The organism is Streptomyces camelliae (assembly GCF_027625935.1).
Lineage (GTDB): Bacteria > Actinomycetota > Actinomycetes > Streptomycetales > Streptomycetaceae > Streptomyces > Streptomyces camelliae.
This window is the reverse complement of sequence record NZ_CP115300.1, coordinates 2,781,941-2,805,584: the sequence shown is the minus strand read 5'-3', so window position 1 is coordinate 2,805,584 and position 23,644 is coordinate 2,781,941. Positions and strand designations below refer to the sequence as shown.

Sequence of the window (23,644 nt, the reverse complement as noted above, 5' to 3'; positions counted from 1 at the left end):
TTGTGCGGACCGGCGTCAGGGGTTACGCCTGCGCCCGCGACCGGTGCGCCACATAGGCCAGCGTGCCCAGCAGCAGCCGGGCCGCCGGAGGTGCCGTCGCCGAGTCCAGCGCCGGCGGGCGCAGCCAGCGCACCGGGCCCAGGCCGCCCCGGTCGGAGGGCGGGGCCGTGATGTACGCACCGGGGCCGAGGCCGCGCAGGTCCAGGGCGGAGGGGTCGTCCCAGCCCATGCGGTAGAGCAGCCGGGGCAGGTCGGCGGCGGCGCCCGGGGCGACGAGGAAGTGGGCTCGGCCGTCCGGAGTCGCGGCCACCGGGCCGAGCGGGAGGCCCATGCGTTCCAGCCGGACCAGCGCGCGCCGGCCGGCCGCTTCGGAGACCTCGATGACGTCGAAGGCCTGGCCCACCGGCAGCATCACCGCGGCCCCCGGGAACTCCGCCCAGGCCTTGCTCACCTCGTCCAGCGTGGCCCCGGCCGGCACCTGGGGCGCGAAGTCGAGCGGATGGGCCCCCGGCGCCGGGCAGTCGGCGTGCCCGCACGAGCAGGCGCCCGCCGCGGCCCGTGCGCCCGGCACCACGTCCCAGCCCCACAGCCCGGTGAACTCGGCGACGGCGGTGCACTCCGAGGAACGGCCGCGCCGCCGCGTGCTGGAGCGGATCTCGCGAATGCCGCCGATCGTGAAGCCCATGCCCCCTCCAACGGGTCCAGCGCGCCGGTGGTTACGACACGGAACGAGGCGAAAGCGGAACGTAATGCTAGGGCTCCGCCTTCCCGTGCCGGCCCCGGGCCACGCGCGAGGTCGAAGCGGCGCCTGGAAGCGCTTCGGGTGGCGCGCCGACGGTCACGCGCCCCCACGTGCCTCACTCCGCCCACTTTCGGTCGTCCTATGTCAAGTGAATCGCGGACCAGGGATCGTGAGTTCATTCGAAGGGGTGGCGAATGGTGGCGTTTCCTGGATCGCCATGGCTGGACCGGTGATCGTAGGATTACTGTGAGTGTGCGAGTCTTCGGGGCATATGCATCCATGGGTTGCCGGAGGCCAGTCGTCAACTCGTTCGATGGGTGACAACCGCCGGACGGGAGGCCGTATTTACCGGCATTCTGATAGGGCTGGCGCGTGGCGGTCTCCCTTCGGGGCGACCGAGGTTCGCGACGGCGACAAGAGGTCTCAGGGATGGGGGCGTTCCAGTGAGCGGCAACGGCGGTAGCGGGACGAACGCTGACAAGCGCCCCAACGAGCTGCTCGGCTCGTGGTTCGTACGCAGCGGCTGGTCCAAGGGCGAGCTGGCCCGCCAGGTGAACCGCCGCGCCCGCCAGCTGGGCGCCAACCACATCTCCACCGACACCTCGCGCGTACGGCGCTGGCTGGACGGCGAGAATCCCCGCGAACCGATCCCGCGCATCCTCTCGGAGCTGTTCTCCGAGCGCTTCGGCTGTGTGGTCTCCATCGAGGACCTCGGTCTGCGCGCCGCCCGCCAGTCACCCTCCGCGTCCGGCGTCGACCTGCCCTGGACCGGACCGCAGACGGTCGCCCTGCTCAGCGAGTTCTCGCGCAGCGACCTGATGCTCGCCCGGCGCGGCTTCCTCGGCACCTCCCTCGCACTGTCCGCCGGCCCCTCCCTCATCGAGCCCATGCAGCGCTGGCTCGTGCCGAGCCCCGCCTCCCCGGTGGCGGCCGAGCCCGCGCCCCTCCTCGACCCGCGCCGCCCCGGCCGGCTGTCCCGGCCCGAGCTGGAGCTGCTGGAGTCCACCACCCGGATGTTCCGCCAGTGGGACGCCCAGTGCGGCGGCGGCCTGCGCCGCAAGGCGGTCGTCGGCCAGCTGCACGAGGTCACGGACCTGCTCCAGGAGCCCCAGCCCGAGGCCACCACCCGCGTTCTGTTCAAGGTCGCGGCCGAACTGGCCGAGCTGGCGGGCTGGATGTCGTACGACGTCGGTCTGCAGCCCACCGCGCAGAAGTACTTCGTCCTCGCCCTGCACGCGGCCAAGGAGGCCGGTGACAAGCCGCTCGGCTCGTACATCCTCTCCAGCATGAGCCGCCAGATGATCCACCTCGGCCGGCCCGACGACGCCCTGGAGCTCATCCACCTCGCCCAGTACGGCAGCCGGGACTGCGCGAGCCCGCGCACCCAGTCCATGCTGTATGCGATGGAGGCCCGCGCGTACGCCAACATGGGCCAGCCCGGCAAGACCAAGCGTGCCGTCCGTATGGCCGAGGACACCTTCACCGAGGCCGACGAGTGGGACGAGCCGGACCCCGACTGGATCCGCTTCTTCTCCGAGGCCGAGCTGTACGGCGAGAACTCCCACTCCTTCCGCGACCTCGCCTACGTCGCCGGGCGCAGCCCCGCCTACGCCTCCCTCGCCGAGCCGCTCATGCAGCGGGCCGTGGAGATGTTCGCCAAGGATCCGGAGCACCAGCGGTCGTATGCGCTCAACCTGATCGGCAAGGCCACCGTGCATCTGCTCCAGCGCGAGCCCGAGCAGGGCACGGAATACGCCACCCGGGCGATGGAGATCGCCAAGAAGGTCCGCTCCGAGCGCGTGAACACTCGTATCCGAAAGACGGTCGACACGGCCGCGCGGGACTACGGCGACCTCGCCGTCGTCGTCGACCTCACCGACCAGCTCGCCGTGGACCTCCCGGAGACCGCCGAGGCCGTCTGACGACCCCGGTATCCCAAGCCCCGGCCGTGGCCGGGCCTCCCGAACTGCCCGACTCGGCTCCCCCATGCCAGGTCATCGAGAGGCCCGCCGCGGCCGGCCTGTCTCCCCCCGAGGAGTCCTCCTCGGCAGGTTGCGTCACGATAACGATCGACGAGCCGGAGATCCGGCAGTTCATGCATGCGTAACACGCCAGGCGCCTTCGTCACCCCGGCGAAACAACGAGGGGCTTCCACCGAAACCGCGCTGCGTCAGTCTCTGGCGCATACCGGCCCACCCCTCACACGACCGGACCGCTCACAGGCACCGCCCGCACGGGGCCGTACCAACCGACGAGGAGACGCCGATGGCCCCAGCCATCACGCTTGCCGCGGAGGCACCCAAGCTGTCCTCCGCGAACACAGGCTTCATGCTCATAGCTTCCGCCCTGGTGCTGATCATGACCCCGGGACTCGCCTTCTTCTACGGAGGCATGGTCCGGGTCAAGAGCACCCTCAACATGCTGATGATGAGCTTCATCAGCATGGGCATCGTCACCATCCTCTGGACGCTCTACGGCTTCTCCCTCGCCTTCGGCACGCACAACGGCCTCATCGGCTGGAATTCGAACTGGTTCGGACTCAGCCACATCGGCCTGACCGAACTCTGGCCCGGCTACACCATCCCGATCTTCGTCTTCATGGTCTTCCAGATGATGTTCGCCATCATCACCCCGGCCCTGATCAGCGGCGCGCTCGCCGACCGCGTGAAGTTCTCGGCCTGGTGCCTGTTCATCGCCCTGTGGCTCACGATCGTCTACGTCCCGGTCGCCCACTGGGTCTGGGGTGCCGACGGCTGGGCCTTCAAGCTCGGCGTGATCGACTTCGCGGGCGGTACGGCGGTCCACATCAACGCGGGTGCGGGGGCGCTCGGCGTCATCCTCGTCATCGGCAAGCGCGTCGGCTTCAAGAAGGACCCGATGCGCCCGCACAGCCTCCCGCTGGTCATGCTCGGCGCAGGGCTCCTGTGGTTCGGCTGGTTCGGCTTCAACGCGGGCTCCTGGCTCGGCAACGACGACGGCGTCGGCGCGCTGATGTTCGTCAACACGCAGGTCGCGACGGGTGCCGCCATGCTGGCCTGGCTCGCCTACGAGAAGATCAAGCACGGCGCGTTCACCACGCTGGGCGCCGCCTCCGGCGCGGTCGCCGGTCTGGTCGCGATCACCCCGTCCGGCGGCGCGGTCTCCCCGCTCGGCGCGATCGCCGTCGGCGCCATCGCCGGTGTCGCCTGCGCCGCGGCCGTCGGCCTGAAGTTCAAGTTCGGCTACGACGACTCCCTCGACGTCGTCGGCGTCCACATGGTCGGCGGCATCCTCGGCTCCCTGCTGATCGGCTTCTTCGCCACCGGCAAGGGCCAGTCCACCGCCACGGGCGTCTTCTACGGCGACCACTCCTGGACCCAGCTGTGGAAGCAGTGCGCCGGTGTCGGCGCGGTCCTCGGCTACTCGCTGGTCGTCTCCGCGGTCCTCGCCTTCCTGCTCGACAAGACGATCGGCATGCGGGTCACCGAGGACGAGGAGATCTCCGGCATCGACCAGGCCGAGCACGCCGAGAGCGCCTACGACTTCAGCGGCACCGGCGGTGGTGTCATCGGCTCCGCCGCCCACGCCCCGGCCCTGGCCGCCACGCAGATCAAGAAGGTGGACGCATGAAGCTCATCACCGCCGTCGTCAAGCCCCACCGGCTGGACGAGATCAAGGAGGCGCTTCAGGCCTTCGGCGTCCACGGGCTGACGGTCACCGAGGCCAGCGGTTACGGTCGGCAGCGGGGCCACACCGAGGTCTACCGCGGTGCCGAGTACACCGTCGACCTGGTCCCCAAGATCCGCATCGAGGTGCTGGCCGAGGACGACGACGCCGAGCAGCTGATCGAGGTCATCGTGAAGGCGGCCCGCACCGGCAAGATCGGTGACGGCAAGGTCTGGTCCCTGCCGGTCGACACGGCCGTCCGGGTCCGCACCGGCGAGCGCGGCCCCGACGCGCTCTGACACGACAGCAGCACAAGACGGGAGCCACTGGGTGACGGGTACGGACATGCGCACGGAAGCAGAGGACTCGGGACCCAGCGGCTACGCGGCGGCCCGGCTGCGCCTCCTCACCGAGGGGGCGCGGTCCGGGCCGCCGCGCCGTGCCGCCCTCGCGGAACTGACCGACGACTGGCTCGCCGGGCTGTTCACGGCGGCGGCCGAGGGGCTCACCGGGCTGACGGGTGTCTCGCTGATCGCCGTCGGCGGCTACGGCCGCGGCGAGCTGTCCCCGCGCAGCGACCTCGACCTGCTCCTGCTGCACGACGGCGGTGACACCAAGGCGGTGGCCGCCCTCGCCGACCGGCTCTGGTACCCCGTCTGGGACCTCGGCCTCGCCCTCGACCACTCCGTGCGCACCCCGGCCGAGGCCCGCAGGACCGCCGGGGAGGACCTGAAGGTCCAGCTCGGCCTCCTGGACGCCCGCCACCTCGTCGGCGACCTCGGCCTCACCGCCGGCCTGCGCACCGCCGTCCTCGCCGACTGGCGCAACCAGGCCCCCAAACGCCTCCCCGAACTCCAGGAACTGTGCGCCGAGCGCGCCGACCGGCAGGGCGAACTGCAGTACCTGCTGGAACCCGACCTCAAGGAGGCGCGCGGCGGTCTGCGCGACGCCACCGCCCTGCGCGCCGTAGCCGCCTCCTGGCTCGCCGACGCACCGCGCGAGGGCCTCGCCGACGCCCGGCGTCGGCTGCTGGACGTCCGCGACGCCCTGCACCTGACCACGGGCCGGGCCACCGATCGCCTCTCCCTCCAGGAGCAGGACCAGGTTGCGGCGGAGCTGGGCCTGCTGGACGCCGACACCCTGCTGCGGCAGGTGTACGAGGCCGCGCGCGTGATCTCGTACGCCAGTGACGTCACCTGGCGCGAGGTGGGGCGCGTGCTGCGTTCGCGCGCCGTACGGCCGCGGCTGCGCGCCATGCTGGGCGGCGGCAACAAGCCGGTCGCCGAGCGCTCCCCGCTGGCCGAGGGCGTGGTGGAGCAGGACGGCGAGGTGGTGCTCGCCCGTGCCGCGCGCCCCGAACGCGACCCCGTGCTGCCGCTGCGCGCCGCGGCCGCCGCCGCGCAGGCGGGCCTCCCGCTCTCCCTGCACGCCGTACGGCGCCTGTCGGCCACCGCGCGCCCCCTGCCCACGCCCTGGCCCGCCGAGGCCCGCGAGCAGCTCGTGACCCTGCTCGGCTCCGGCCGCCCGACCGTCGACGTCTGGGAGGCGCTGGAGGCGGAGGGCCTGATCACCCGCCTGCTGCCGGACTGGGAGCGGGTCCGCTGCCGCCCGCAGCGCAACGCCGTCCACATTTGGACAGTCGACCGGCACCTGATCGAGACGGCTGTCCGCGCCTCCGAACTGACCCGCCACGTCAGCCGCCCCGACCTGCTCCTCGTCGCAGCCGTGCTGCACGACATCGGCAAGGGCTGGCCCGGCGACCACTCGGTCGCGGGCGAGATCATCGCCAAGGACGTGGCCGCGCGGATCGGCTTCGACCGCGCGGACGTGGCCGTCCTGTCGGCACTGGTCCGCCACCACCTCCTCCTCATCGAGACGGCCACCCGCCGCGACCTGGACGACCCGGCCACGGTCCGCTCGGTCGCCGAGGCGGTCGGCAGCCAGAGCACCCTGGAGCTGCTGCACGCGCTGACCGAGGCCGATGCCCTCGCCACCGGACCGGCAGCCTGGTCCTCCTGGCGCGGCTCCCTCGTCGCCGACCTGGTCCGGCGGGTGTCGGCCGTCCTGGCCGGGGACACCCCGGACGAGCCCGAGCCGGCCGCGCCCACGGCCGAGCAGGAGCGCCTCGCGATCGAGGCGTTCCGCACGGGCGGCCCGGTCCTCGCGCTGCGCGCCCAGACGGAACCGGCCACCGAGGAGGAGTCCAGCCAGGAACCGCTCGGCGTTGAGCTGCTCATCGCCGTACCCGACCAGCCCGCCGTGCTCCCCGCGGTCGCCGGTGTCCTCGCCGTGCACCGCCTCACGGTCCGCACGGCGGAACTGCGCACCGTGACCCTGCCCGACGACGTCGACGACGGCTCGGTCCTGCTGCTCAACTGGCGGGTCGCCGCCGAGTACGGCTCCCTGCCCCAGGCCGCCCGGCTGCGCGCCGACCTGGTCCGCGCCCTCGACGGCTCCCTGGACATCGCCGGCCGCCTCGCCGAACGGGACGCGGCCTACCCGAGGCGCCGCGGCTGGGTGGCCCCGCCGCCCCGCGTCACGGTGGCCCCGGCCGCCTCCCACCACGCCACGGTGATCGAGGTACGGGCCCAGGACGCGCCGGGGCTGCTGCACCGGATCGGGATGGCGCTGGAGAAGGCGGGGGTGCGGGTGCGGAGCATGCATGTGAGCACGCTGGGTTCCAACGCGGTGGATGCGTTCTATGTCACCACCGGCGCGGGGGCTCAGCTGCCGGCGGAGGACGCGTCGTCGCTGGCGAGGGTGCTGGAGGAGACGCTGCGAGGATGAGCCGGGGACGAGCCGGGGGACGACCCTTCCCCGGTGCATCCGGCGCCGGGATACCCTGGAGGGCGATTCCCACCAAGACCGTCACCGACCCCGAGGACCGCGAGCGCCGTGTTCGACACTCTCTCCGATCGCCTGTCAGCGACTTTCAAGAACCTGCGCGGCAAGGGACGGCTCTCCGAGGCGGACATCGACGCCACCGCGCGCGAGATCCGCATCGCTCTCCTCGAAGCCGACGTGGCCCTGCCGGTCGTCCGGACGTTCATCAAGAACGTCAAGGAGCGTGCGCTCGGCGCCGAGGTCTCCAGGGCGCTGAACCCCGCCCAGCAGGTCCTGAAGATCGTCAACGACGAGCTCGTGACCATCCTCGGCGGCGAGACCCGGCGCCTGCGCTTCGCCAAGCAGCCGCCCACCGTGATCATGCTCGCCGGTCTCCAGGGTGCCGGTAAGACCACCCTCGCGGGCAAGCTCGGCCGCTGGCTCAAGGAGCAGGGCCACTCCCCGCTGCTGGTCGCCGCCGACCTCCAGCGCCCCAACGCCGTCAACCAGCTGAGCGTCGTCGCCGAGCGCGCCGGTGTCGCCGTCTACGCGCCGGAGCCGGGCAACGGCGTCGGTGACCCGGTGAAGGTCGCCAAGGACTCCATCGAGTTCGCGAAGTCCAAGGTCCACGACATCGTGATCGTGGACACCGCCGGCCGCCTGGGCATCGACCAGGAGATGATGCAGCAGGCCGCGGACATCCGTGACGCGGTCGGCCCGGACGAGATCCTGTTCGTCGTCGACGCGATGATCGGTCAGGACGCCGTCAACACCGCCGAGGCCTTCCGCGACGGCGTCGGCTTCGACGGTGTGGTCCTGTCCAAGCTCGACGGTGACGCCCGCGGTGGTGCGGCGCTGTCCATCCGGCAGATCACCGGCAAGCCGATCATGTTCGCGTCGAACGGCGAGAAGCTGGACGACTTCGACGCCTTCCACCCGGACCGGATGGCCTCCCGCATCCTCGACATGGGTGACCTGCTCACCCTGATCGAGCAGGCGGAGAAGACCTTCAGCCAGGAAGAGGCCGCCAAGATGGCCTCGAAGCTGGCGTCCAAGAAGGGCCAGGACTTCACCCTGGACGACTTCCTGGCCCAGATGGAGCAGGTCAGGAAGATGGGCTCCATCTCCAAGCTGCTCGGCATGCTGCCGGGCATGGGCCAGATCAAGGACCAGATCCAGAACATCGACGAGCGGGACGTCGACCGCACCGCCGCGATCATCAAGTCGATGACCCCGGGCGAGCGCCAGGACCCGACGATCATCAACGGCTCACGCCGCGCCCGGATCGCCAAGGGTTCCGGTGTCGAGGTCAGCGCGGTGAAGAACCTGGTCGAGCGGTTCTTCGAGGCCCGCAAGATGATGTCCCGCATGGCGCAGGGCGGCGGCATGCCGGGTATGCCGGGGATCCCGGGCATGGGCGGCGGCCCGGGCCGGGCCAAGAAGCAGCCGAAGAAGGCCAAGGGCAAGCAGCGCTCCGGCAACCCGATGAAGCGCAAGCAGCAGGAGCTGGAGGCGGCCCAGCGCCGCGAGGCGGCCGGACAGGCCGGAGGCGCCTTCGGGCTGCCGCAGCAGGGCGGCCAGGAGTTCGAGCTGCCCGACGAGTTCAAGAAGTTCATGGGCTGAGTTCGCCCCTGAGTCCACCGCTGGGCATGCCAGGGGTTGGTCATTGTCGTACGGTCCCGATATGACCAACCCCGCGCCGCCGCGCAAGTCACCCGACCAGCCCTGGCGTACCGAAGGTGCCCCGGAGGAGCCGCCGAAGCCGCCGCCCGGCGGGCCGCGGATGCGGGGCGGCTGGTGGCGGCTGATCCTCACCGCGCTGATCGTGTACCTGATCGCGAACCTGGTGCTGTCGTACTTCGGCGAGGAGAACGAGCCGACGATCTCGTACACCGAGTTCAGCAAGCAGGTGAACGACGGCAATGTCGCCAAGATCTACGCCAAGGGCGACTCGATCCAGGGGCAGCTCAAGAAGGAGCAGAAGAACCCCGGCGGCGGCACGTACACCAAGTTCAACACCGAGCGGCCGTCCTTCGCGAACGACAACCTCTGGTCGAACCTGACCAAGCACAACGTCACGGTCACCGCCCAGCCCGTCGTCCAGCACCGCAGCTTTCTCGCCAATCTGCTGATCTCCCTGGCGCCGATGCTGATCATCGTCGCCCTGTGGATCATCGTCGCGCGGCGGATGAGCGCGGGCCTCGGCGGCGCGGGCGGCATGCTGGGCCGCAAGGCGCCACCGAAACCGGTCGAGCTGGTGCCGGGGGAGAAGCGAACGACCTTCGCGGACGTGGCCGGTATCGACGAGGTCGAGGGCGAGCTGAACGACGTCGTCGACTTCCTGAAGAACCCCGACGCCTATCGCCGCATGGGCGCCAAGATGCCCCGCGGCGTGCTGCTCGCGGGCCCGCCCGGCACCGGGAAGACGCTGCTCGCGCGCGCGGTCGCCGGCGAGGCGGGCGTGCCGTTCTTCTCCGCGTCCGCGTCGGAGTTCATCGAGATGATCGTGGGCGTGGGCGCCTCGCGGGTGCGGGAGCTGTTCGCGGAGGCCCGCAAGGTCGCCCCGTCGATCATCTTCATCGACGAGATCGACACCATCGGCCGGGCCCGCGGCGGCGGCGCGTCCATGGGCGGGCACGACGAGCGCGAGCAGACCCTGAACCAGATCCTCACCGAGATGGACGGCTTCTCCGGCTCGGAGGGCGTCATCGTCATCGCGGCCACCAACCGCGCCGACATCCTCGACCCGGCCCTGACCCGCCCCGGCCGCTTCGACCGGATCGTCCAGGTCGCGCCCCCGGACCGCGGCGGCCGCAAGGCCATCCTGGAGATCCACACCCGCGACATCCCGCTCGCCGAGAACGTCGACCTCGCCCAGGTGGCCCGTACGACCCCGGGCATGACCGGCGCCGAGCTGGCCAACCTCGCCAACGAGGCCGCCCTGCTCGCGGTCAAGCGCAAGCAGCAGGCGGTGACCCAGTCCGACCTCTCCGAGGCGCTGGAGAAGATCCAGCTCGGTGCGGAGCGGGCGCTGGTGATGCCCGAGGAGGAGCGCCGGCGCACGGCGTACCACGAGAGCGGGCACGCGCTGCTGGGCATGCTCCAGCCTGGCGCCGACCCGGTCCGCAAGATCACGATCGTGCCGCGCGGCCGGGCCCTGGGCGTCACGCTCTCCACGCCGGACGCGGACAAGTACGCGTACACCGAGGAGTATCTGCGCGGCCGGATCATCGGCGCGCTCGGCGGCATGGCGGCCGAGCACGTCGTCTACGACGTGATCACCACCGGTTCCGAGAGCGACCTGGAACAGGTCACCAACATCGCGCGCGGGATGGTGTCGCGCTGGGGCATGAGCCGGGAGGTCGGCCGCCTTTCCGCGCTCCCGAACGACGCCCAGCAGGCCTACGGGCTCGCCGCCGCCCCGCAGACCCTGGACGTCATCGACACGGAGATGCGCCGGATCGTCGACGAGTGCTACGACGAGGCCTGCCGCAAACTCCGGGACCACCGCGGCCAGTTGGACGCCCTCGCGCAGGCCCTGCTGGAGAACGAGACGCTGGAGGAGGCGGACGCGTACCGGATCGCCGGGATCACCCGCCTGACGAAGGACGTCGATTCCTAGGGATTTCTCAGGGCACGGCGTTTTCTCAGGGCACGCGCGCGACGAGGTAGCGGAAGACGTTCGGCATCCACACCGTCCCGTCCGGGCGCCGGTACGGATGCAGGGCCTCGGTCAGTTCCTTGTCGACCTGCTTGGCGTCCGTCGCCGCGATCGCCGCGTCGAACAGCCCCGTCGACAGCAGACCGCGTACGGCGCTGTCGAGGTCGGCGTACCCGAAGGGGCAGGCGACCCGCCCCGAGCCGTCCGGCTTGAGCCCGGCGCGCTGTGCGACCTCCTCCAGGTCGTCCCGCTGGGCGGGCCGCCAACTGCCCGTGCTCCGCAGCGGATCGGCGAGCTTCGCCGCCACCCGCAGCACCGAGGAGGTGGCACACCGCTCCGGCGGCCCCCAGCCGGTCAGCACCACGGCGGCCCCCCGTGCGGCCCGCGGCAGAGCCTGCGCCAGCAGCTCCCCGAGCCCCTCGGCGTCCCCCGCGAGACACCCGACGGGTTCGAAGACGGTCACGAGGTTGTACGCGCCGACGGCCTCGACGGGCGACCCGGCGATGAGCTCCGCGCCGGCACGCGCACGCGTACGGCCGATTTCGGGGGGTCCGCCATGACCTCGGGGCTCGCCGGGCAGGCCCCTGACCCCGCCGTGCGCGGCATGCGGCAGCAGGCGTTCGCGGGCGAGGGCGAGGCGTTCGGGGGAGGAGGCGTCGACGCCGGTGACCGTGGCCCCTCTCGCGGCCGCCATCAGCAGGGCCAGCCCCGAGCCGCAGCGCAGGCCCAGGAGCCGGGTGGCGGGGCCCACTTCGAGCCGCTCGTGGACGGCTTCGTAGAGCGGCACCAGCATCCGCTCCTGGATCTCGGACCAGTCACGCGCGCGTGCGCACAGGTCCACGCGGGGTGCGGAGTCCGCGTGAGCAGTGTGCTGCCGCACGAGCGTAGGTGTCATAGGTAAGCGCCCCAATCCGCCGACAGTTCGCCGCCGCGCCCGGTCGCCTGGCCCCCGTGCCGTGCGCGCGCACTTCCCACGTATGCCAGGTAACTCCCGGCTCGCGGTGGCGTCCAGAGGTCGTAGAGCCCTGCTTGAGGTCGGAGCGCCTCTGTGGCGAGATTTCACACCCCGGCAATCTGGAGGACCCTACGGTGTCCGTTCCCGGGGACCGGCCGGTGCCAGGAGGTCGGGCGGCGCGCGGTAACGTCACGACCGTCACGGACGCTGACCAAGGTGTGGCTGTGCGCCGAGCGCGGCCGAAACGTCTCTTGCGCAGCCGTCGTCCGGGGCACTACTCGCCAAACCAAGGGGCGGCTCGAAAGGGCCTCGGTTGAGGGTGGTGGTGGGCGACGGGTGGGCGTAGGGCGGACTACGCACCAGCTTGGTATGAGCTGTGCGGCTTCTCCGCAGATCAGCGCACCCGCCCTCGTCAGGACGCATCAGCGGCAACTGACGGGTACGTGCAAATTATTTGGGATGACCCGGAATAGGAACACATTCGAGCTCCCGCTCGTTGTCATTACGTGAGCACGACACAGACACCACCTGTTCTCGCCGCGGAGCTGGCGCAGGCGTGGGCCGACATTCAGCGGTACCACCCCGAGCTGCCGGATCTCGCCGCGCCAGAATCCCTGATCGGAGAGTCGTCGTCCGCGTGCGGGCACGAGCTCTCCTTCGAGCGACTGCTCCATGAGGCAGTCCACGGCATCGCCGCCGCCCGTGGGATCCGCGACACCTCCCGCGCCGGCCGGTACCACAACCGCCGCTTCCTGGCGATCGCCGAGGAGCTGGGCCTGGACCACCCCGAGGAGCCGCACCCGAGCAGCGGCTTCTCCCTGGTCACGCTCAACCCCGAGGCGAAGCGGCGCTACCGCCCGACCATCGAGCGGCTCCAGCGCGCGCTGAAGGCCCACACGGCGGCCACCACGTCCGACACCCCCCGCAGCTTCCGCGGCCCGGCCGCCCGGCACGGCTCCTCCGGCGGAGGCGTCCGCGTCAAGGCGGTCTGCGACTGCGGGCGCAACGTCCGGGTGGTCCCCTCGGTCCTGGCCCAGGCCCCGATCGTCTGCGGCGGCTGCGGCAAGCCGTTCAGAATCCCGGAGGTCGCCGGAGCGGCGTGACGCGGGCCGCGCGTACCGGCATCTCGTGGGTGCCGGTGACGGCCTTCGGCAGCAACTCGACAACACCGGGCCGCGCACCCGACGTACGGTCACCTCCACGCCGGGTGCGCCCCACGCATGCCCGGCTCACGCCCCTCGGCCAGAGGCGACCCGCAGGGTGTGGCACAATGGCTAGCTGTACTCGACAGCCGCACAGGACCCCTCTCTCCTCCGGCTGACGCGTCCATCGGGCACTCGGGTACCGCAACCCCACGCGGCAGCTCGCCGTGCCCAACCACGTCAAATCCAGGAGAACCCACTCCCGTGGCAGTCAAGATCAAGCTGAAGCGTCTGGGCAAGATCCGTTCGCCTCACTACCGCATCGTCGTCGCCGACTCCCGCACCCGCCGTGACGGCCGTGCGATCGAGGAGATCGGCAAGTACCACCCGACCTACAACCCGTCGGTCATCGAGGTGGACGCCGACCGCGTGGCGTACTGGCTGGGTGTCGGCGCGCAGCCGACCGAGCCCGTTCTCGCCATCCTGAAGAAGACCGGCGACTGGCAGAAGTTCAAGGGCGAGCCGGCTCCCGCGCCGCTGCTCGTCGCCGAGCCGAAGGCCGCGCGTCCGTCGTTCGAGGCTCTCGGCGGTGACGACGAGGGCAAGGGTGAGGCGATCACCCAGAAGAAGAAGGCTGAGAAGAAGGACGAGGCCGCGGCTGAGTCCGAGTCGACCGAGGCCTGAGCAGCATGCTCGAAGAGGCGCTTGAGCACCTCGTGAAGGGCATCGTCGACAACCCTGACGATGTGCAGGTCGCCTCGCGCAACCTGCGCCGCGGGCGCGTGCTGGAGGTCCGGGTCCACCCCGACGACCTCGGCAAGGTGATCGGCCGCAACGGCCGTACCGCGCGCGCTCTGCGCACCGTCGTGGGCGCCATCGGCGGTCGTGGTGTCCGCGTCGACCTCGTCGACGTGGACCACGTCCGCTGACGCTTCAACGCAACCGGCTCGGGCCGGGGAGGGCCACTGGGCCGTCCCCGGCCCGCAGTCGTATGACAGGAGATCAAGCACAGTGCAGCTGGTAGTCGCACGGGTCGGCCGCGCCCACGGCATCAAGGGCGAGGTCACCGTGGAGGTACGTACCGACGAGCCGGAGCTGCGGCTCGCCCCGGGCGCCGTCCTGGCCACCGATCCGGCCTCCACCGGACCGCTCACCATCGCCGCCGGCCGCGTCCACAGCGGCCGCCTCCTCCTGCGTTTCGAGGGCGTCACCGACCGCAACGCGGCCGAGGCCTTGCGCAACACCCTGCTGATCGCCGAGGTCGACCCGGAGGAGCTCCCCGAGGGCGAGGACGAGTACTACGACCACCAGCTCATCGACCTCGACGTGGTCACCGAGGACGGGCAGGAGGTCGGCCGGATCACCGAGATCTCGCACCTGCCCTCGCAGGACCTGTTCATCGTGGAGCGCCCCGACGGCAGCGAGGTGATGATCCCCTTCGTGGAGGAGATCGTCACCGAGATCGACCTGGAGCAGCAGAAGGCCGTCATCGCGCCCCCGCCGGGCCTGATCGACGACCGCGCGGTGATCGACTCGACCCGGGAAGAGTCCTGATGCGCCTCGACGTCGTCACGATCTTCCCCGAGTACCTGGAGCCCCTGAACGTCTCCCTCGTCGGCAAGGCGCGCGCGCGTGGACAGCTGAACGTCCATGTGCACGACCTGCGCGCGTGGACGTACGACCGGCACAACACGGTCGACGACACCCCGTACGGCGGCGGCCCCGGCATGGTCATGAAAACCGACCCCTGGGGCGACGCCCTGGACACGGTCCTCGCCGACGGCTACGAGACCGGCGCGCAGGCCCCCGCGATCATCGTGCCCACGCCCAGCGGCCGCCCCTTCACCCAGGAGCTGGCCGTCGAGCTCTCCGAGCGCCCCTGGCTGATCTTCACGCCGGCCCGCTACGAGGGCATCGACCGGCGCGTCATGGACGAGTATGCGACGCGTGTGCCCGTCTACGAGGTCTCCATCGGCGACTACGTCCTCGCCGGCGGCGAGGCGGCCGTACTCGTCATCACGGAGGCCGTGGCGCGGCTGCTGCCCGGCGTCCTCGGCAACGCCGAGTCCCACCGCGACGACTCCTTCGCGCCCGGCGCCATGGCCAACCTCCTGGAAGGCCCCGTCTACACCAAGCCGCCCGTCTGGCGCGGCCGGGACATCCCCGAGGTGCTGCTCAGCGGCCACCACGGCAAGATCGCCCGCTGGCGCCGCGACGAGGCCCTGAAGCGTACGACCGTCAACCGGCCCGACCTGATCGAGCGCTGCGATCCCAAGGCCTTCGACAAGAAGGACCGCGAGATGCTCTCGATCCTGGGCTGGGAGCCGGACCCCGACGGCGAGCCGTTCGGCCGATTTTGGCGGCGGGCCGGGGGCGTGGAAGAATAGACCGCTGTTGTGCACCCGTCCGGCGTGCGCCCCTGCCACAGGGGGACACGACGCCCGTCCCGACCCGCACGGCAGACCTCTTGTACACCTAGTTTCCGTTGATGACCTGTGGCATCAGCGAAGAAAGCAGACGAAATGTCTCACCTGCTCGACTCTGTCGACGCCGCGTCGCTGCGCAGCGACGTCCCGGCCTTCCGCCCGGGTGACACCGTCAACGTCCACGTCCGCGTCATCGAGGGCAACCGCTCCCGTGTGCAGCAGTTCAAGGGCGTTGTGATCCGTCGCCAGGGCTCCGGTGTCCGCGAGACCTTCACGGTCCGCAAGGTCTCGTTCTCCGTCGGCGTCGAGCGCACCTTCCCGGTGCACACCCCGATCGTCGAGAAGATCGAGCTCGTCACCCGTGGTGACGTGCGCCGCGCCAAGCTGTACTACCTCCGTGACCTGCGCGGCAAGGCCGCGAAGATCAAGGAGAAGCGCGACAGCTGAGCGCACCGCGGAGGCCATAGCGAGGCGGGATAGCATCTCGCCCCGATGGACACCGAAGCACAGCCGACGCAACGCGACCGCTCCTCCCATCCGGATTCCCCGGGGCCGGAGGGACGGTCGCGTTTCGCGTTGGTGTCGCGGATCGCCGAGTGGTTGCCGGGCGGCCGGATCACCCTCACCCTCTTCGCCTGTCTGGCCTTTTTGCTGGTTCTCAACGCTTTCGTGGTGCAACCGTTCCAGATTCCGAGCGGATCCATGGAGCAGGGCTTGAGGATCGGCGACCGCGTTCTCGTAAATAAGTTGGCGTACCGTTTCGGTGCCCAGCCGCGCCGCGGCGACGTGATCGTGTTCGACGGCACCGGGTACTTCGGGGACGCCGACTATGTCAAACGCGTCGTCGGGGTAGGGGGAGACCATGTGGTCTGCTGTGACAAGTCCGGGAGGATCGAGGTGAACGGCCGAGCGGTCGACGAGTCGGCCTTCCTCTATCCCGGGGACAGCGCCTCCAGCGTGCCCTTCGACGTCGCGGTGCCCTCGGGGCGCCTGTTCGTCCTCGGCGACCACCGCAGCGACTCCAGCGACTCCCGCGACCACCTCGGCTCGCCCGGCGGCGGCATGATCCCGGTCGGCGACGTCATCGGCCGGGCCGACTGGATCGTCTGGCCGTACGCCCACTGGACGCACCTGACGCGGCCCTCCGCCTACGCGCGCGTGCCGGCGCCTTCCGCGGAGGGCGCGCATGGGTAACCGCGGCAAACCGCGCGGGGTGCCCGCGGGCCCCGCCGACAACCTGCTGCCCACCGGGGCGCGCCGCACCTCGGCACCCGGCGGCGGCCGCACGCGCGCGGAGCGGCGCAAGCTCCAGCGCAAGGTCAAGCGCAAGCGACGGCGTTCAGCCGTTCGTGAGATCCCTCTTCTGGTGGGAGTCGCCGTCCTCATCGCGCTCGTCCTGAAGACGTTCCTCGTCCAGGCCTTCGTGATCCCGTCCGGCTCCATGGAGCAGACGATTCGGATCGGCGACCGCGTGCTGGTCGACAAGTTCACCCCGTGGTTCGGCTCGGAGCCCGCGCGCGGGGACGTCGTCGTCTTCCACGACCCGGGCGGCTGGCTGGCGGACGAGCAGACCACCAAGAAGAGCGATCCCGTCGTCGTCAAGCAGGTCAAGGAAGGCCTCACCTTCATCGGCCTGCTGCCCTCCGACAATGAGAAAGACCTGATCAAGCGGGTCATCGGAGTCGGTGGCGACCACGTCAAGTGCTGTGACGCGCAGGGGCGGATCACCGTCAACGGCACCCCGCTCACCGAGGGCAACTACATCTATCCGGGTGACGCCCCGTCCGCCATGCGCTTCGACATCACCGTCCCCAAGGGCCGGCTGTGGGTGATGGGCGACCACCGGGGCAACTCCGCGGACTCCCGCTTCCACATGAACACGCCCTACGGCGGCACGGTCTCCCTGAACTCCGTCGTCGGCCGGGCCGTCGCCATCGGCTGGCCCTTCGGCCACTGGACTCGCCTGCAGGAACCTAAAACCTTCGCAAGCGTCGCCCACTCCGTGTCGGGTGCGACCGCCGCTCCCCGGCTGTCGCATAGGGTTGCCCCCGAGAATCCGAACGGAATCACCCAGCTCCCGACCCCTGCGGAACTCCCGCTCGTTATGGGAGTGGTGGGCCTGCGCCGTATCACGGGCAGGCGGCGGCACAGAGTGAGGAGTTGGCGTGGGGGATGTGGCGGTTGGCGCACGGTCGGGACACGACGGCGAGGAGCACCGCGGGCACCCCGTGGAAGCGAACGCACCCGGCCCGGACGGCGCCATGACCTCCGGGAATGACGCGGCGGGCGACGACCGCACGCCGGACGACGGACAGCACCCGCGAGCCGACGACGCGGGTGCGGGCGAGGGCGCGGGTGAAGGCGCCCGCCCGCCGAGGAAACCACGCTCCTTCTGGAAGGAGCTGCCGATCCTCATCGGCATCGCGCTGGTCCTGGCGTTGCTGATCAAGACGTTCCTGGTGCAGGCGTTCTCGATCCCGTCCGACTCGATGCAGAACACCCTCCAGCAGGGCGACCGTGTCCTGGTCGACAAGCTCACCCCGTGGTTCGGCTCCAAGCCCGAGCGCGGCGAGGTGGTCGTCTTCCACGACCCGGACAACTGGCTGGCGGGCGAGCCGGCGCCGAATCCGAACCCGGTGCAGAAGGTCCTCAGCTGGATCGGCCTGATGCCGTCGGCGGAGGAGAAGGACCTCATCAAGCGGGTGATCGGCGTCGGCGGCGACACGGTCGAGTGCAAGAACTCGGGCCCGCTGCTGGTCAACGGCCACGCGCTGAACGAGCCGTACGTCTACCCCGGCAACACTCCGTGCAGCGTGGACGACCAGGGCGGCCAGTTCAAGGTCAAGGTCCCCGAGGGCTTCATCTGGGTGATGGGCGACCACCGCCAGAACTCCCGGGACTCGCGGTACAACCAGACCGACAGGCACCACGGCATGGTCCCGGTCAGCGACGTCGTGGGCCGCGCGATCGTCAAGGCCTGGCCGATCAACCGCTGGGGCACTCTGCCGATCCCGGACACCTTCGACCAGCCCGGCATCTCCCAGCAGTCCTCGGCGTCCGCCGCCCTGACGGTGGCCCCGGAGGGTGTGGCCGTCGCGGCGGTGCTGCCGGTGGTGGTGTGGCGGCGACGCCGAGCGGTGAAGCAGGGCGGCGAAGGCGAGCGCGGCTGAGTGACGGTTCCGTGGACCCGGTGAGTACCGGCCGAACCAGTCGCCCGGGTGGGTGGGCAAGTCCAGGTACCGCCCGGTAGGGTCCGGGTCCATGAGTGGTCAGAGCAGGCAAGGGATAGGGCACCGGCTGTCCGGAGTGGCCGTGGCACTCGGGCTGGTGCTGTTCCTCGGCGGATTCGCCTGGGCAGCGGTGAGCTACCGGCCGTACACCGTGCCCACCAGCTCCATGACCCCCACCATCGACGCCGGTGACCGGGTGCTCGCGGAGAAGGTCGACGGCAGTCAGGTCAAGCGCGGCGACGTCGTCGTCTTCGAGGACAAGAGCTGGGTCAGCAACGCCAAGGTGGTCAAGCGGGTCGTCGCGGTCGGCGGTGACACCGTCTCCTGCTGCACGAACGGCAAGCTGACGGTCAACGGCAAGCAGATCGATGAGCCGTATCTGCCCAAGGGCAGCCTGGCCGAGATCCAGAACTTCCCGACGGTGACCGTCCCCGAGGGCCGCCTGTTCCTGCTCGGCGACGAGCGCCAGGGCTCCCTGGACTCCACGGCCCACCTCGCCGACGCGGCCCGGGGCACCGTCTCCCGCGACGCCGTCTCCGCGCGCGTGGACGCCGTCGTATGGCCCTGGAAGGGCATGCTCGGGCGCCCCACCGGCTTCGAGGCCCTCGGCGCCCTCTCCCAGCCCGGCCCGCTGCCCACCATCGAGCTGCTGATCGTCGCCGGCACCGTCCTGGTCCTGGGCGGCGGGGCGTACGGGCCGATCGCCAAGCGCATGGGCGGCTCCCGCGCCCGTGCCGCCCGCCCGGAGGCGGCCGGTGCCCGCTGAGCCCACGCGGACCGGCGAGGACTCCTACGGCACGGACGCGTACGGCGAGGACTCCTGTGGTGAGGACTCCTACGAGGGCGGTCTGCGCAAGGTGGCCCGGGTGGTGCTCCTCGACCCCCAGGACCGCATCCTGCTCCTGCACGGCCATGAACCGGGGAACCCCGCCGACGACTGGTGGTTCACCCCCGGCGGCGGTCTGGAGGGCACCGAGACCCGTGAGGAGGCGGCGCTCAGGGAACTCGCCGAGGAGACGGGCATCACCGAAGTGGAACTCGGCCCGGTGCTGTGGCGGCGCAGGTGTTCCTTCCCCTTCGCGGGCCGCCGCTGGGACCAGGACGAGTGGTACTACCTGGCCCGTACGACGCAGACGGCGACCGCGCCGGCCGCGCTGACGGAGCTGGAGCGGCGCAGTGTCGCCGGAGCACGCTGGTGGACGTGTCAGGAACTGACCCGGGCACATGAGACGGTGTATCCGACCAGACTCGCCGAGCTGCTCCAGCGGCTGCTCGACGAAGGTCCCCCGGCCGGTCCCGAAACCCTCGACACGGAAATCGTCTGAGGGCACCCGGGACTGGCGCACAATGGTGGGATCGCACGGCTGAAGGGGAACATGCCATGAGCGCCGAGGACCTCGAAAAGTACGAGACCGAGATGGAGCTGAAGCTCTACCGGGAGTACCGAGATGTCGTCGGTCTGTTCAAATACGTGATCGAGACCGAGCGGCGCTTCTACCTCACCAACGACTACGAGATGCAGGTGCACTCGGTCCAGGGTGAGGTGTTCTTCGAGGTGTCCATGGCCGATGCCTGGGTCTGGGACATGTACCGCCCGGCGCGCTTCGTCAAGCAAGTTCGCGTGTTGACGTTCAAGGACGTGAACATCGAGGAGCTGAACAAGAGCGACCTGGAGCTCCCGGGCGGCTGATGACCTGCGGGGTCGCGGGAGACGTCCCCGATCGGGTGACGAAGTTTTCCACAACCGCCGAGTAGCTCACCAAGATCAACATCTCTCGGCCGGATGCGTGACCGTTGGCGCCGGAGGTGGTGCCGACATGAACGCACGAGAAGCACTCGGCAAGTACGGCGAGGACCTGGCCGCCCGGCGGCTCGCCGAGGCCGGAATGACCATCCTGGAGCGGAACTGGCGCTGCGGGCGCTCCGGCGAGATCGACATCGTGGCGCGCGACGGGGACGCCCTCGTCGTCTGCGAGGTGAAGACCCGCCGCGGCGGCGACTACGAACACCCGATGGCCGCGGTGGGCCCGGAGAAGGCGGCCCGCCTGCGCGAGCTGGCCGAACACTGGATCCAGGCCCACGGCGGAGCCCCACCGGGCGGCGTCCGCATCGACCTGATCGGCGTCCTGCTGCCCCACCGCGGCGCCCCGTCCGTGGAGCACGCGCGAGGGGTGGCCTGAATGGGATTCGCCCGTACCTGCTCGGTCGCCCTGGTCGGCGTCGAGGGAGTGGTCGTCGAGGTCCAGGCCGACCTCGAACCCGGCGTAGCGGCCTTCACCCTGGTGGGCCTGCCGGACAAGAGCCTGACGGAGAGCCGTGACCGCGTCCGGGCGGCAGTGGTGAACTCGGGCGGCGAGTGGCCGCAGAAGAAGCTCACCGTCGGCCTCAGCCCGGCGTCGGTGCCCAAAGCCGGCTCCGGTTTCGACCTGGCGGTCGCCTGTGCGGTGCTCGGTGCCGCCGAACGCATCGATCCCCGCGTCCTCGCCGACATCGTCATGATCGGAGAGCTGGGCCTGGACGGCCGGGTGCGGCCCGTGCGGGGCATTCTGCCCGCGGTGCTGGCGGCGGCCGACGCCGGCTATGAGCAAGTGGTGGTGCCCGAGTGCGCCGCCGCCGAGGCCTCGCTGGTCCCCGGCGTGTCCGTGCTCGGCGTCCGCAGCCTGCGGCAGCTCGTCGCCGTTCTCACCGAGGAGCCCGTCCCCGAGGAGGAACCGGACCAGCAGGGACGCCCCGATCCGCTGCTGGCCGGTCTGCGCATGCCCGGCACGGGCGCGGCCACCGGCATGCACAGCGTCGGCGGGGCGCAGCACGACCACGATCACGACCTGGCGGACGTCGTCGGCCAGACCTCGGCCCGTACGGCCGTGGAGGTGGCCGCCGCCGGCGGGCACCACCTCTTCCTCGAAGGGCCGCCCGGCGCGGGCAAGACCATGCTGGCCGAACGGCTGCCCGCGGTCCTGCCCCGGCTCACCCGGGAGGAATCGCTGGAGGTCACGGCCGTGCACTCGGTGGCCGGGCTGCTGCCACCGGGCAAGCCGCTCATCGACGTCGCCCCCTACTGCGCCCCGCACCACTCGGCCACCATGCAGTCGCTCGTCGGCGGCGGTCACGGCACCGCGCGTCCCGGCGCGGTCTCCCTCGCTCATCGGGGCGTGCTCTTTCTGGACGAGGCGCCCGAGTTCCACAGCCAGGTCCTCGACGCCCTGCGTCAGCCCCTGGAGTCAGGGCATGTCGTGATCGCGCGCAGCGCCGGCGTCGTCCGGTTCCCGGCACGCTTCCTGATGGTGCTGGCGGCCAACCCCTGTCCCTGCGGACGCTTCGCGCAACGCGACTCGCTGTGCGAGTGCCCGCCGTCGGTGATCCGCCGCTACCAGTCACGGCTCTCCGGCCCGCTGCTGGACCGGGTGGACCTGCGTGTCGAGGTCGATCCGGTGACCCGGACCCAGCTCACCGAACCCGGGGCCCGGGGCGAGTCCACGGCGACCGTCGCCGACCGGGTACGGCGAGCCCGCGAGCGGGCGGCGGCCCGGCTCGCCGGGACCCCCTGGCACACCAACAGCGAAGTGCCCGGCCGGGAGCTCCGCAGCCGCTATCACGCCGCGCCCGGCGCGATGGACGAGGCCGAGCACAGCCTTGAGCGGGGCGTGCTCACCGCCCGCGGGATCGACCGGGTCCTGCGCGTGGCCTGGACCGTCGCCGACCTCGTCGGGCACGACCGGCCGGACGCGACCGACGTCGCCCTGGCCCTGCACCTGCGCACCGGAGTCCCCCGCGGAGTACCGATGGCCATCGGGGCGCTCACATGACCGCGGCGGACGGGCCCGACCCCGACCTGCTCGGACGCGTCTTTCTCACCCGGGTCATCGAGCCCGGGGACGAGGTCGGAGGGAGGTGGGTGCGGGAGTTCGGGGTGGGGGAGGTGGTGCGGCGGTTGCGGAACGGCGGGGAGGCGCTGCCGGGGGTGAGTGAGGTGCGGTGGGCCGGGTTGGTCGCGCGGGCGCGGCGGGCCGAGCCGGAGCGGGATCTCGACGTGGCCCGGAGAGCGGGAGCACGGTTTGTCGGCCCCCAGGACGTCGAGTGGCCCCGCCAGCTCGATGACCTCGGGGACGCCCGGCCGCTCGGACTGTGGGTGCGGGGGCGGGCCGGCCTGCGGATGTGGGCGCTGCGATCCGTCGCCGTCGTGGGAGCGCGGGCCTGTACCGAGTACGGGACCCATGTGGCCGCCACCCTCGCCGGCGGGCTCGCCGAGCGGGGGTGGGTGGTGGTGTCGGGTGGCGCGTACGGCATCGACGGCGCCGCGCACCGGGGTGCCCTCGCGGCCCGCGGAGCCACCGTCGCCGTCCTGGCCTGCGGCGTCGACCGGCCCTACCCCCGCGGCCACGCTGCCCTGATCGACCGGATCGCGGACCAGGGACTGGTCGTCGGAGAGCTGCCGCCCGGGGACCATCCGACGCCGAGCCGGTTCATCCTGCGCAACCGCGTCATCGCCGCGCTCACCCGAGGCACCGTCGTCGTGGAGGCCGCCCACCGCAGCGGCTCCCTGTCCACCGCCCGCGCCGCACAACGCCTCGGCCGGTTCACCATGGGCGTGCCCGGCCCCGTCACCAGCGCCCTCTCCGCCGGCGTGCATGAACTGCTGCGCGGCGAGGCCACCCTGGTCACCGACACCGCGGAGATCATCGAACTCGTCGGTGACATGGGAGAGCTGGCACCGGTACGGCGCGGGCCCGTGCTCCCGCGCGACCTGCTGGAGCCCGCCGCCCGGGCCGTGCTCGCCGCCCTGCCCGGCGATCGCGCGGCCACCGCCGCCGACATCGCGCTCGGCGCGCGGACCACCAGGGACGAGGCGATCGCGAGACTGTACGAACTCCGAGCACTTGGTTACGTCGAACGACATGGCGACGGCTGGAAGTTGACACGCCAGGCGGTGATGTCCGTCCGCACCGGTCGCGCCCCCTGCTGACCCAGGGTGTTCGGCCGTCCGGGGGAATCCCCGACACCCTTGGCATTTCCCGGAGTT

At 71.2% G+C, this 23,644-nt stretch carries 23 protein-coding genes; 21 read left to right on the top strand and 2 right to left on the bottom strand.

Annotated features, from left to right (window positions below; translation table 11 throughout):
• Window positions 1-22: 22 nt before the first annotated feature.
• Window positions 23-685 carry a bifunctional DNA primase/polymerase gene (locus O1G22_RS12575; protein ID WP_270081445.1) on the bottom strand — a complete coding sequence of 221 codons (663 nt, stop codon included), beginning with the start codon at window positions 683-685 and terminating at the stop codon, window positions 23-25.
• A gap of 500 nt (window positions 686-1,185) precedes the next feature.
• Between O1G22_RS12575 and nsdA the strand changes: the two genes are divergently transcribed.
• The 6 genes from nsdA to ftsH all read left to right on the top strand — a co-directional run bounded on the left by nsdA (window position 1,186) and on the right by ftsH (window position 10,832).
• The gene (gene nsdA, locus O1G22_RS12570; RefSeq protein ID WP_270081444.1) at window positions 1,186-2,664 is read left to right on the top strand and encodes a transcriptional repressor NsdA; all 1,479 of its coding nucleotides are present in this window, start codon (window positions 1,186-1,188) and stop codon (window positions 2,662-2,664) included.
• Window positions 2,665-3,007: 343 nt separating this feature from the next.
• Window positions 3,008-4,351, top strand: coding sequence for an ammonium transporter (locus O1G22_RS12565; RefSeq protein ID WP_270081443.1), 1,344 nt, complete (start codon window positions 3,008-3,010; stop codon window positions 4,349-4,351).
• Window positions 4,348-4,686: a P-II family nitrogen regulator gene (locus O1G22_RS12560; RefSeq protein ID WP_043504401.1), complete on the top strand. Its 339-nt coding sequence runs from the start codon at window positions 4,348-4,350 to the stop codon at window positions 4,684-4,686. The genes O1G22_RS12565 and O1G22_RS12560 overlap by 4 nt, the downstream gene beginning before the upstream one ends.
• 31 nt (window positions 4,687-4,717) lie before the next feature.
• Window positions 4,718-7,174 carry a [protein-PII] uridylyltransferase gene (locus O1G22_RS12555; RefSeq protein ID WP_270081442.1) on the top strand — a complete coding sequence of 819 codons (2,457 nt, stop codon included), beginning with the start codon at window positions 4,718-4,720 and terminating at the stop codon, window positions 7,172-7,174.
• Window positions 7,175-7,282: 108 nt separating this feature from the next.
• A complete protein-coding gene (gene ffh, locus O1G22_RS12550) occupies window positions 7,283-8,833 on the top strand; it encodes a signal recognition particle protein (RefSeq protein WP_270081441.1) in 1,551 nt (516 codons plus the stop codon).
• Window positions 8,834-8,894: 61 nt separating this feature from the next.
• Window positions 8,895-10,832, top strand: coding sequence for an ATP-dependent zinc metalloprotease FtsH (ftsH, locus tag O1G22_RS12545; protein WP_270081440.1), 1,938 nt, complete (start codon window positions 8,895-8,897; stop codon window positions 10,830-10,832).
• A 25-nt stretch (window positions 10,833-10,857) separates the two neighbouring features.
• Here the strand turns inward: ftsH and O1G22_RS12540 are convergent, their stop codons facing one another.
• Complete coding sequence (locus tag O1G22_RS12540) at window positions 10,858-11,766, bottom strand: class I SAM-dependent methyltransferase (protein ID WP_270081439.1); 909 nt, start codon at window positions 11,764-11,766, stop codon at window positions 10,858-10,860.
• 566 nt (window positions 11,767-12,332) lie between these two features.
• On the opposite strand from O1G22_RS12540, the gene O1G22_RS12535 reads away from it, so the two are divergent.
• The 15 genes from O1G22_RS12535 (at window position 12,333) to dprA (ending at window position 23,587) form a co-directional block, all read left to right on the top strand.
• Complete coding sequence (locus tag O1G22_RS12535; RefSeq protein WP_225099278.1) at window positions 12,333-12,929, top strand: hypothetical protein; 597 nt, start codon at window positions 12,333-12,335, stop codon at window positions 12,927-12,929.
• Between the two features lie 303 nt (window positions 12,930-13,232).
• A complete protein-coding gene (gene rpsP, locus O1G22_RS12530; protein WP_184970374.1) occupies window positions 13,233-13,652 on the top strand; it encodes a 30S ribosomal protein S16 in 420 nt (139 codons plus the stop codon).
• Window positions 13,653-13,657: 5 nt separating this feature from the next.
• The gene (locus O1G22_RS12525) at window positions 13,658-13,897 is read left to right on the top strand and encodes an RNA-binding protein (RefSeq protein ID WP_003973401.1); all 240 of its coding nucleotides are present in this window, start codon (window positions 13,658-13,660) and stop codon (window positions 13,895-13,897) included.
• 82 nt (window positions 13,898-13,979) lie between these two features.
• A complete protein-coding gene (rimM, locus tag O1G22_RS12520; RefSeq protein ID WP_270081438.1) occupies window positions 13,980-14,522 on the top strand; it encodes a ribosome maturation factor RimM in 543 nt (180 codons plus the stop codon).
• Window positions 14,522-15,355: a tRNA (guanosine(37)-N1)-methyltransferase TrmD gene (trmD, locus tag O1G22_RS12515; RefSeq protein WP_225099276.1), complete on the top strand. Its 834-nt coding sequence runs from the start codon at window positions 14,522-14,524 to the stop codon at window positions 15,353-15,355. The genes rimM and trmD overlap by 1 nt, the downstream gene beginning before the upstream one ends.
• A 135-nt stretch (window positions 15,356-15,490) precedes the next feature.
• Window positions 15,491-15,841 carry a 50S ribosomal protein L19 gene (gene rplS, locus O1G22_RS12510; RefSeq protein WP_225099275.1) on the top strand — a complete coding sequence of 117 codons (351 nt, stop codon included), beginning with the start codon at window positions 15,491-15,493 and terminating at the stop codon, window positions 15,839-15,841.
• A 45-nt stretch (window positions 15,842-15,886) separates the two neighbouring features.
• Window positions 15,887-16,588: a signal peptidase I gene (gene lepB, locus O1G22_RS12505; protein ID WP_270081437.1), complete on the top strand. Its 702-nt coding sequence runs from the start codon at window positions 15,887-15,889 to the stop codon at window positions 16,586-16,588.
• Window positions 16,581-17,672, top strand: a complete 1,092-nt coding sequence (gene lepB / locus O1G22_RS12500) for a signal peptidase I (protein WP_270081436.1) — start codon at window positions 16,581-16,583, stop codon at window positions 17,670-17,672. The genes lepB (O1G22_RS12505) and lepB (O1G22_RS12500) overlap by 8 nt, the downstream gene beginning before the upstream one ends.
• On the top strand, window positions 17,560-18,564 hold the full coding sequence (lepB, locus tag O1G22_RS12495) for a signal peptidase I (RefSeq protein WP_270081435.1): 1,005 nt from the start codon (window positions 17,560-17,562) through the stop codon (window positions 18,562-18,564). The genes lepB (O1G22_RS12500) and lepB (O1G22_RS12495) overlap by 113 nt, the downstream gene beginning before the upstream one ends.
• A 91-nt stretch (window positions 18,565-18,655) precedes the next feature.
• On the top strand, window positions 18,656-19,390 hold the full coding sequence (gene lepB, locus O1G22_RS12490; protein ID WP_270081434.1) for a signal peptidase I: 735 nt from the start codon (window positions 18,656-18,658) through the stop codon (window positions 19,388-19,390).
• Window positions 19,380-19,949: an NUDIX hydrolase gene (locus O1G22_RS12485; protein WP_428986355.1), complete on the top strand. Its 570-nt coding sequence runs from the start codon at window positions 19,380-19,382 to the stop codon at window positions 19,947-19,949. The genes lepB (O1G22_RS12490) and O1G22_RS12485 overlap by 11 nt, the downstream gene beginning before the upstream one ends.
• Window positions 19,950-20,005: 56 nt before the next feature.
• Window positions 20,006-20,314 (top strand): DUF2469 domain-containing protein, encoded by a 309-nt coding sequence (locus tag O1G22_RS12480; protein ID WP_003965949.1) that lies wholly within the window; start codon window positions 20,006-20,008, stop codon window positions 20,312-20,314.
• A gap of 97 nt (window positions 20,315-20,411) precedes the next feature.
• The gene (locus O1G22_RS12475; RefSeq protein ID WP_225099270.1) at window positions 20,412-20,804 is read left to right on the top strand and encodes a YraN family protein; all 393 of its coding nucleotides are present in this window, start codon (window positions 20,412-20,414) and stop codon (window positions 20,802-20,804) included.
• On the top strand, window positions 20,805-22,430 hold the full coding sequence (locus tag O1G22_RS12470; protein ID WP_270081433.1) for a YifB family Mg chelatase-like AAA ATPase: 1,626 nt from the start codon (window positions 20,805-20,807) through the stop codon (window positions 22,428-22,430). It abuts the gene before it with no gap.
• Window positions 22,427-23,587 carry a DNA-processing protein DprA gene (dprA, locus tag O1G22_RS12465; protein WP_270081432.1) on the top strand — a complete coding sequence of 387 codons (1,161 nt, stop codon included), beginning with the start codon at window positions 22,427-22,429 and terminating at the stop codon, window positions 23,585-23,587. Before O1G22_RS12470 ends, dprA begins: the two co-directional genes overlap by 4 nt.
• Window positions 23,588-23,644: the final 57 nt, after the last annotated feature.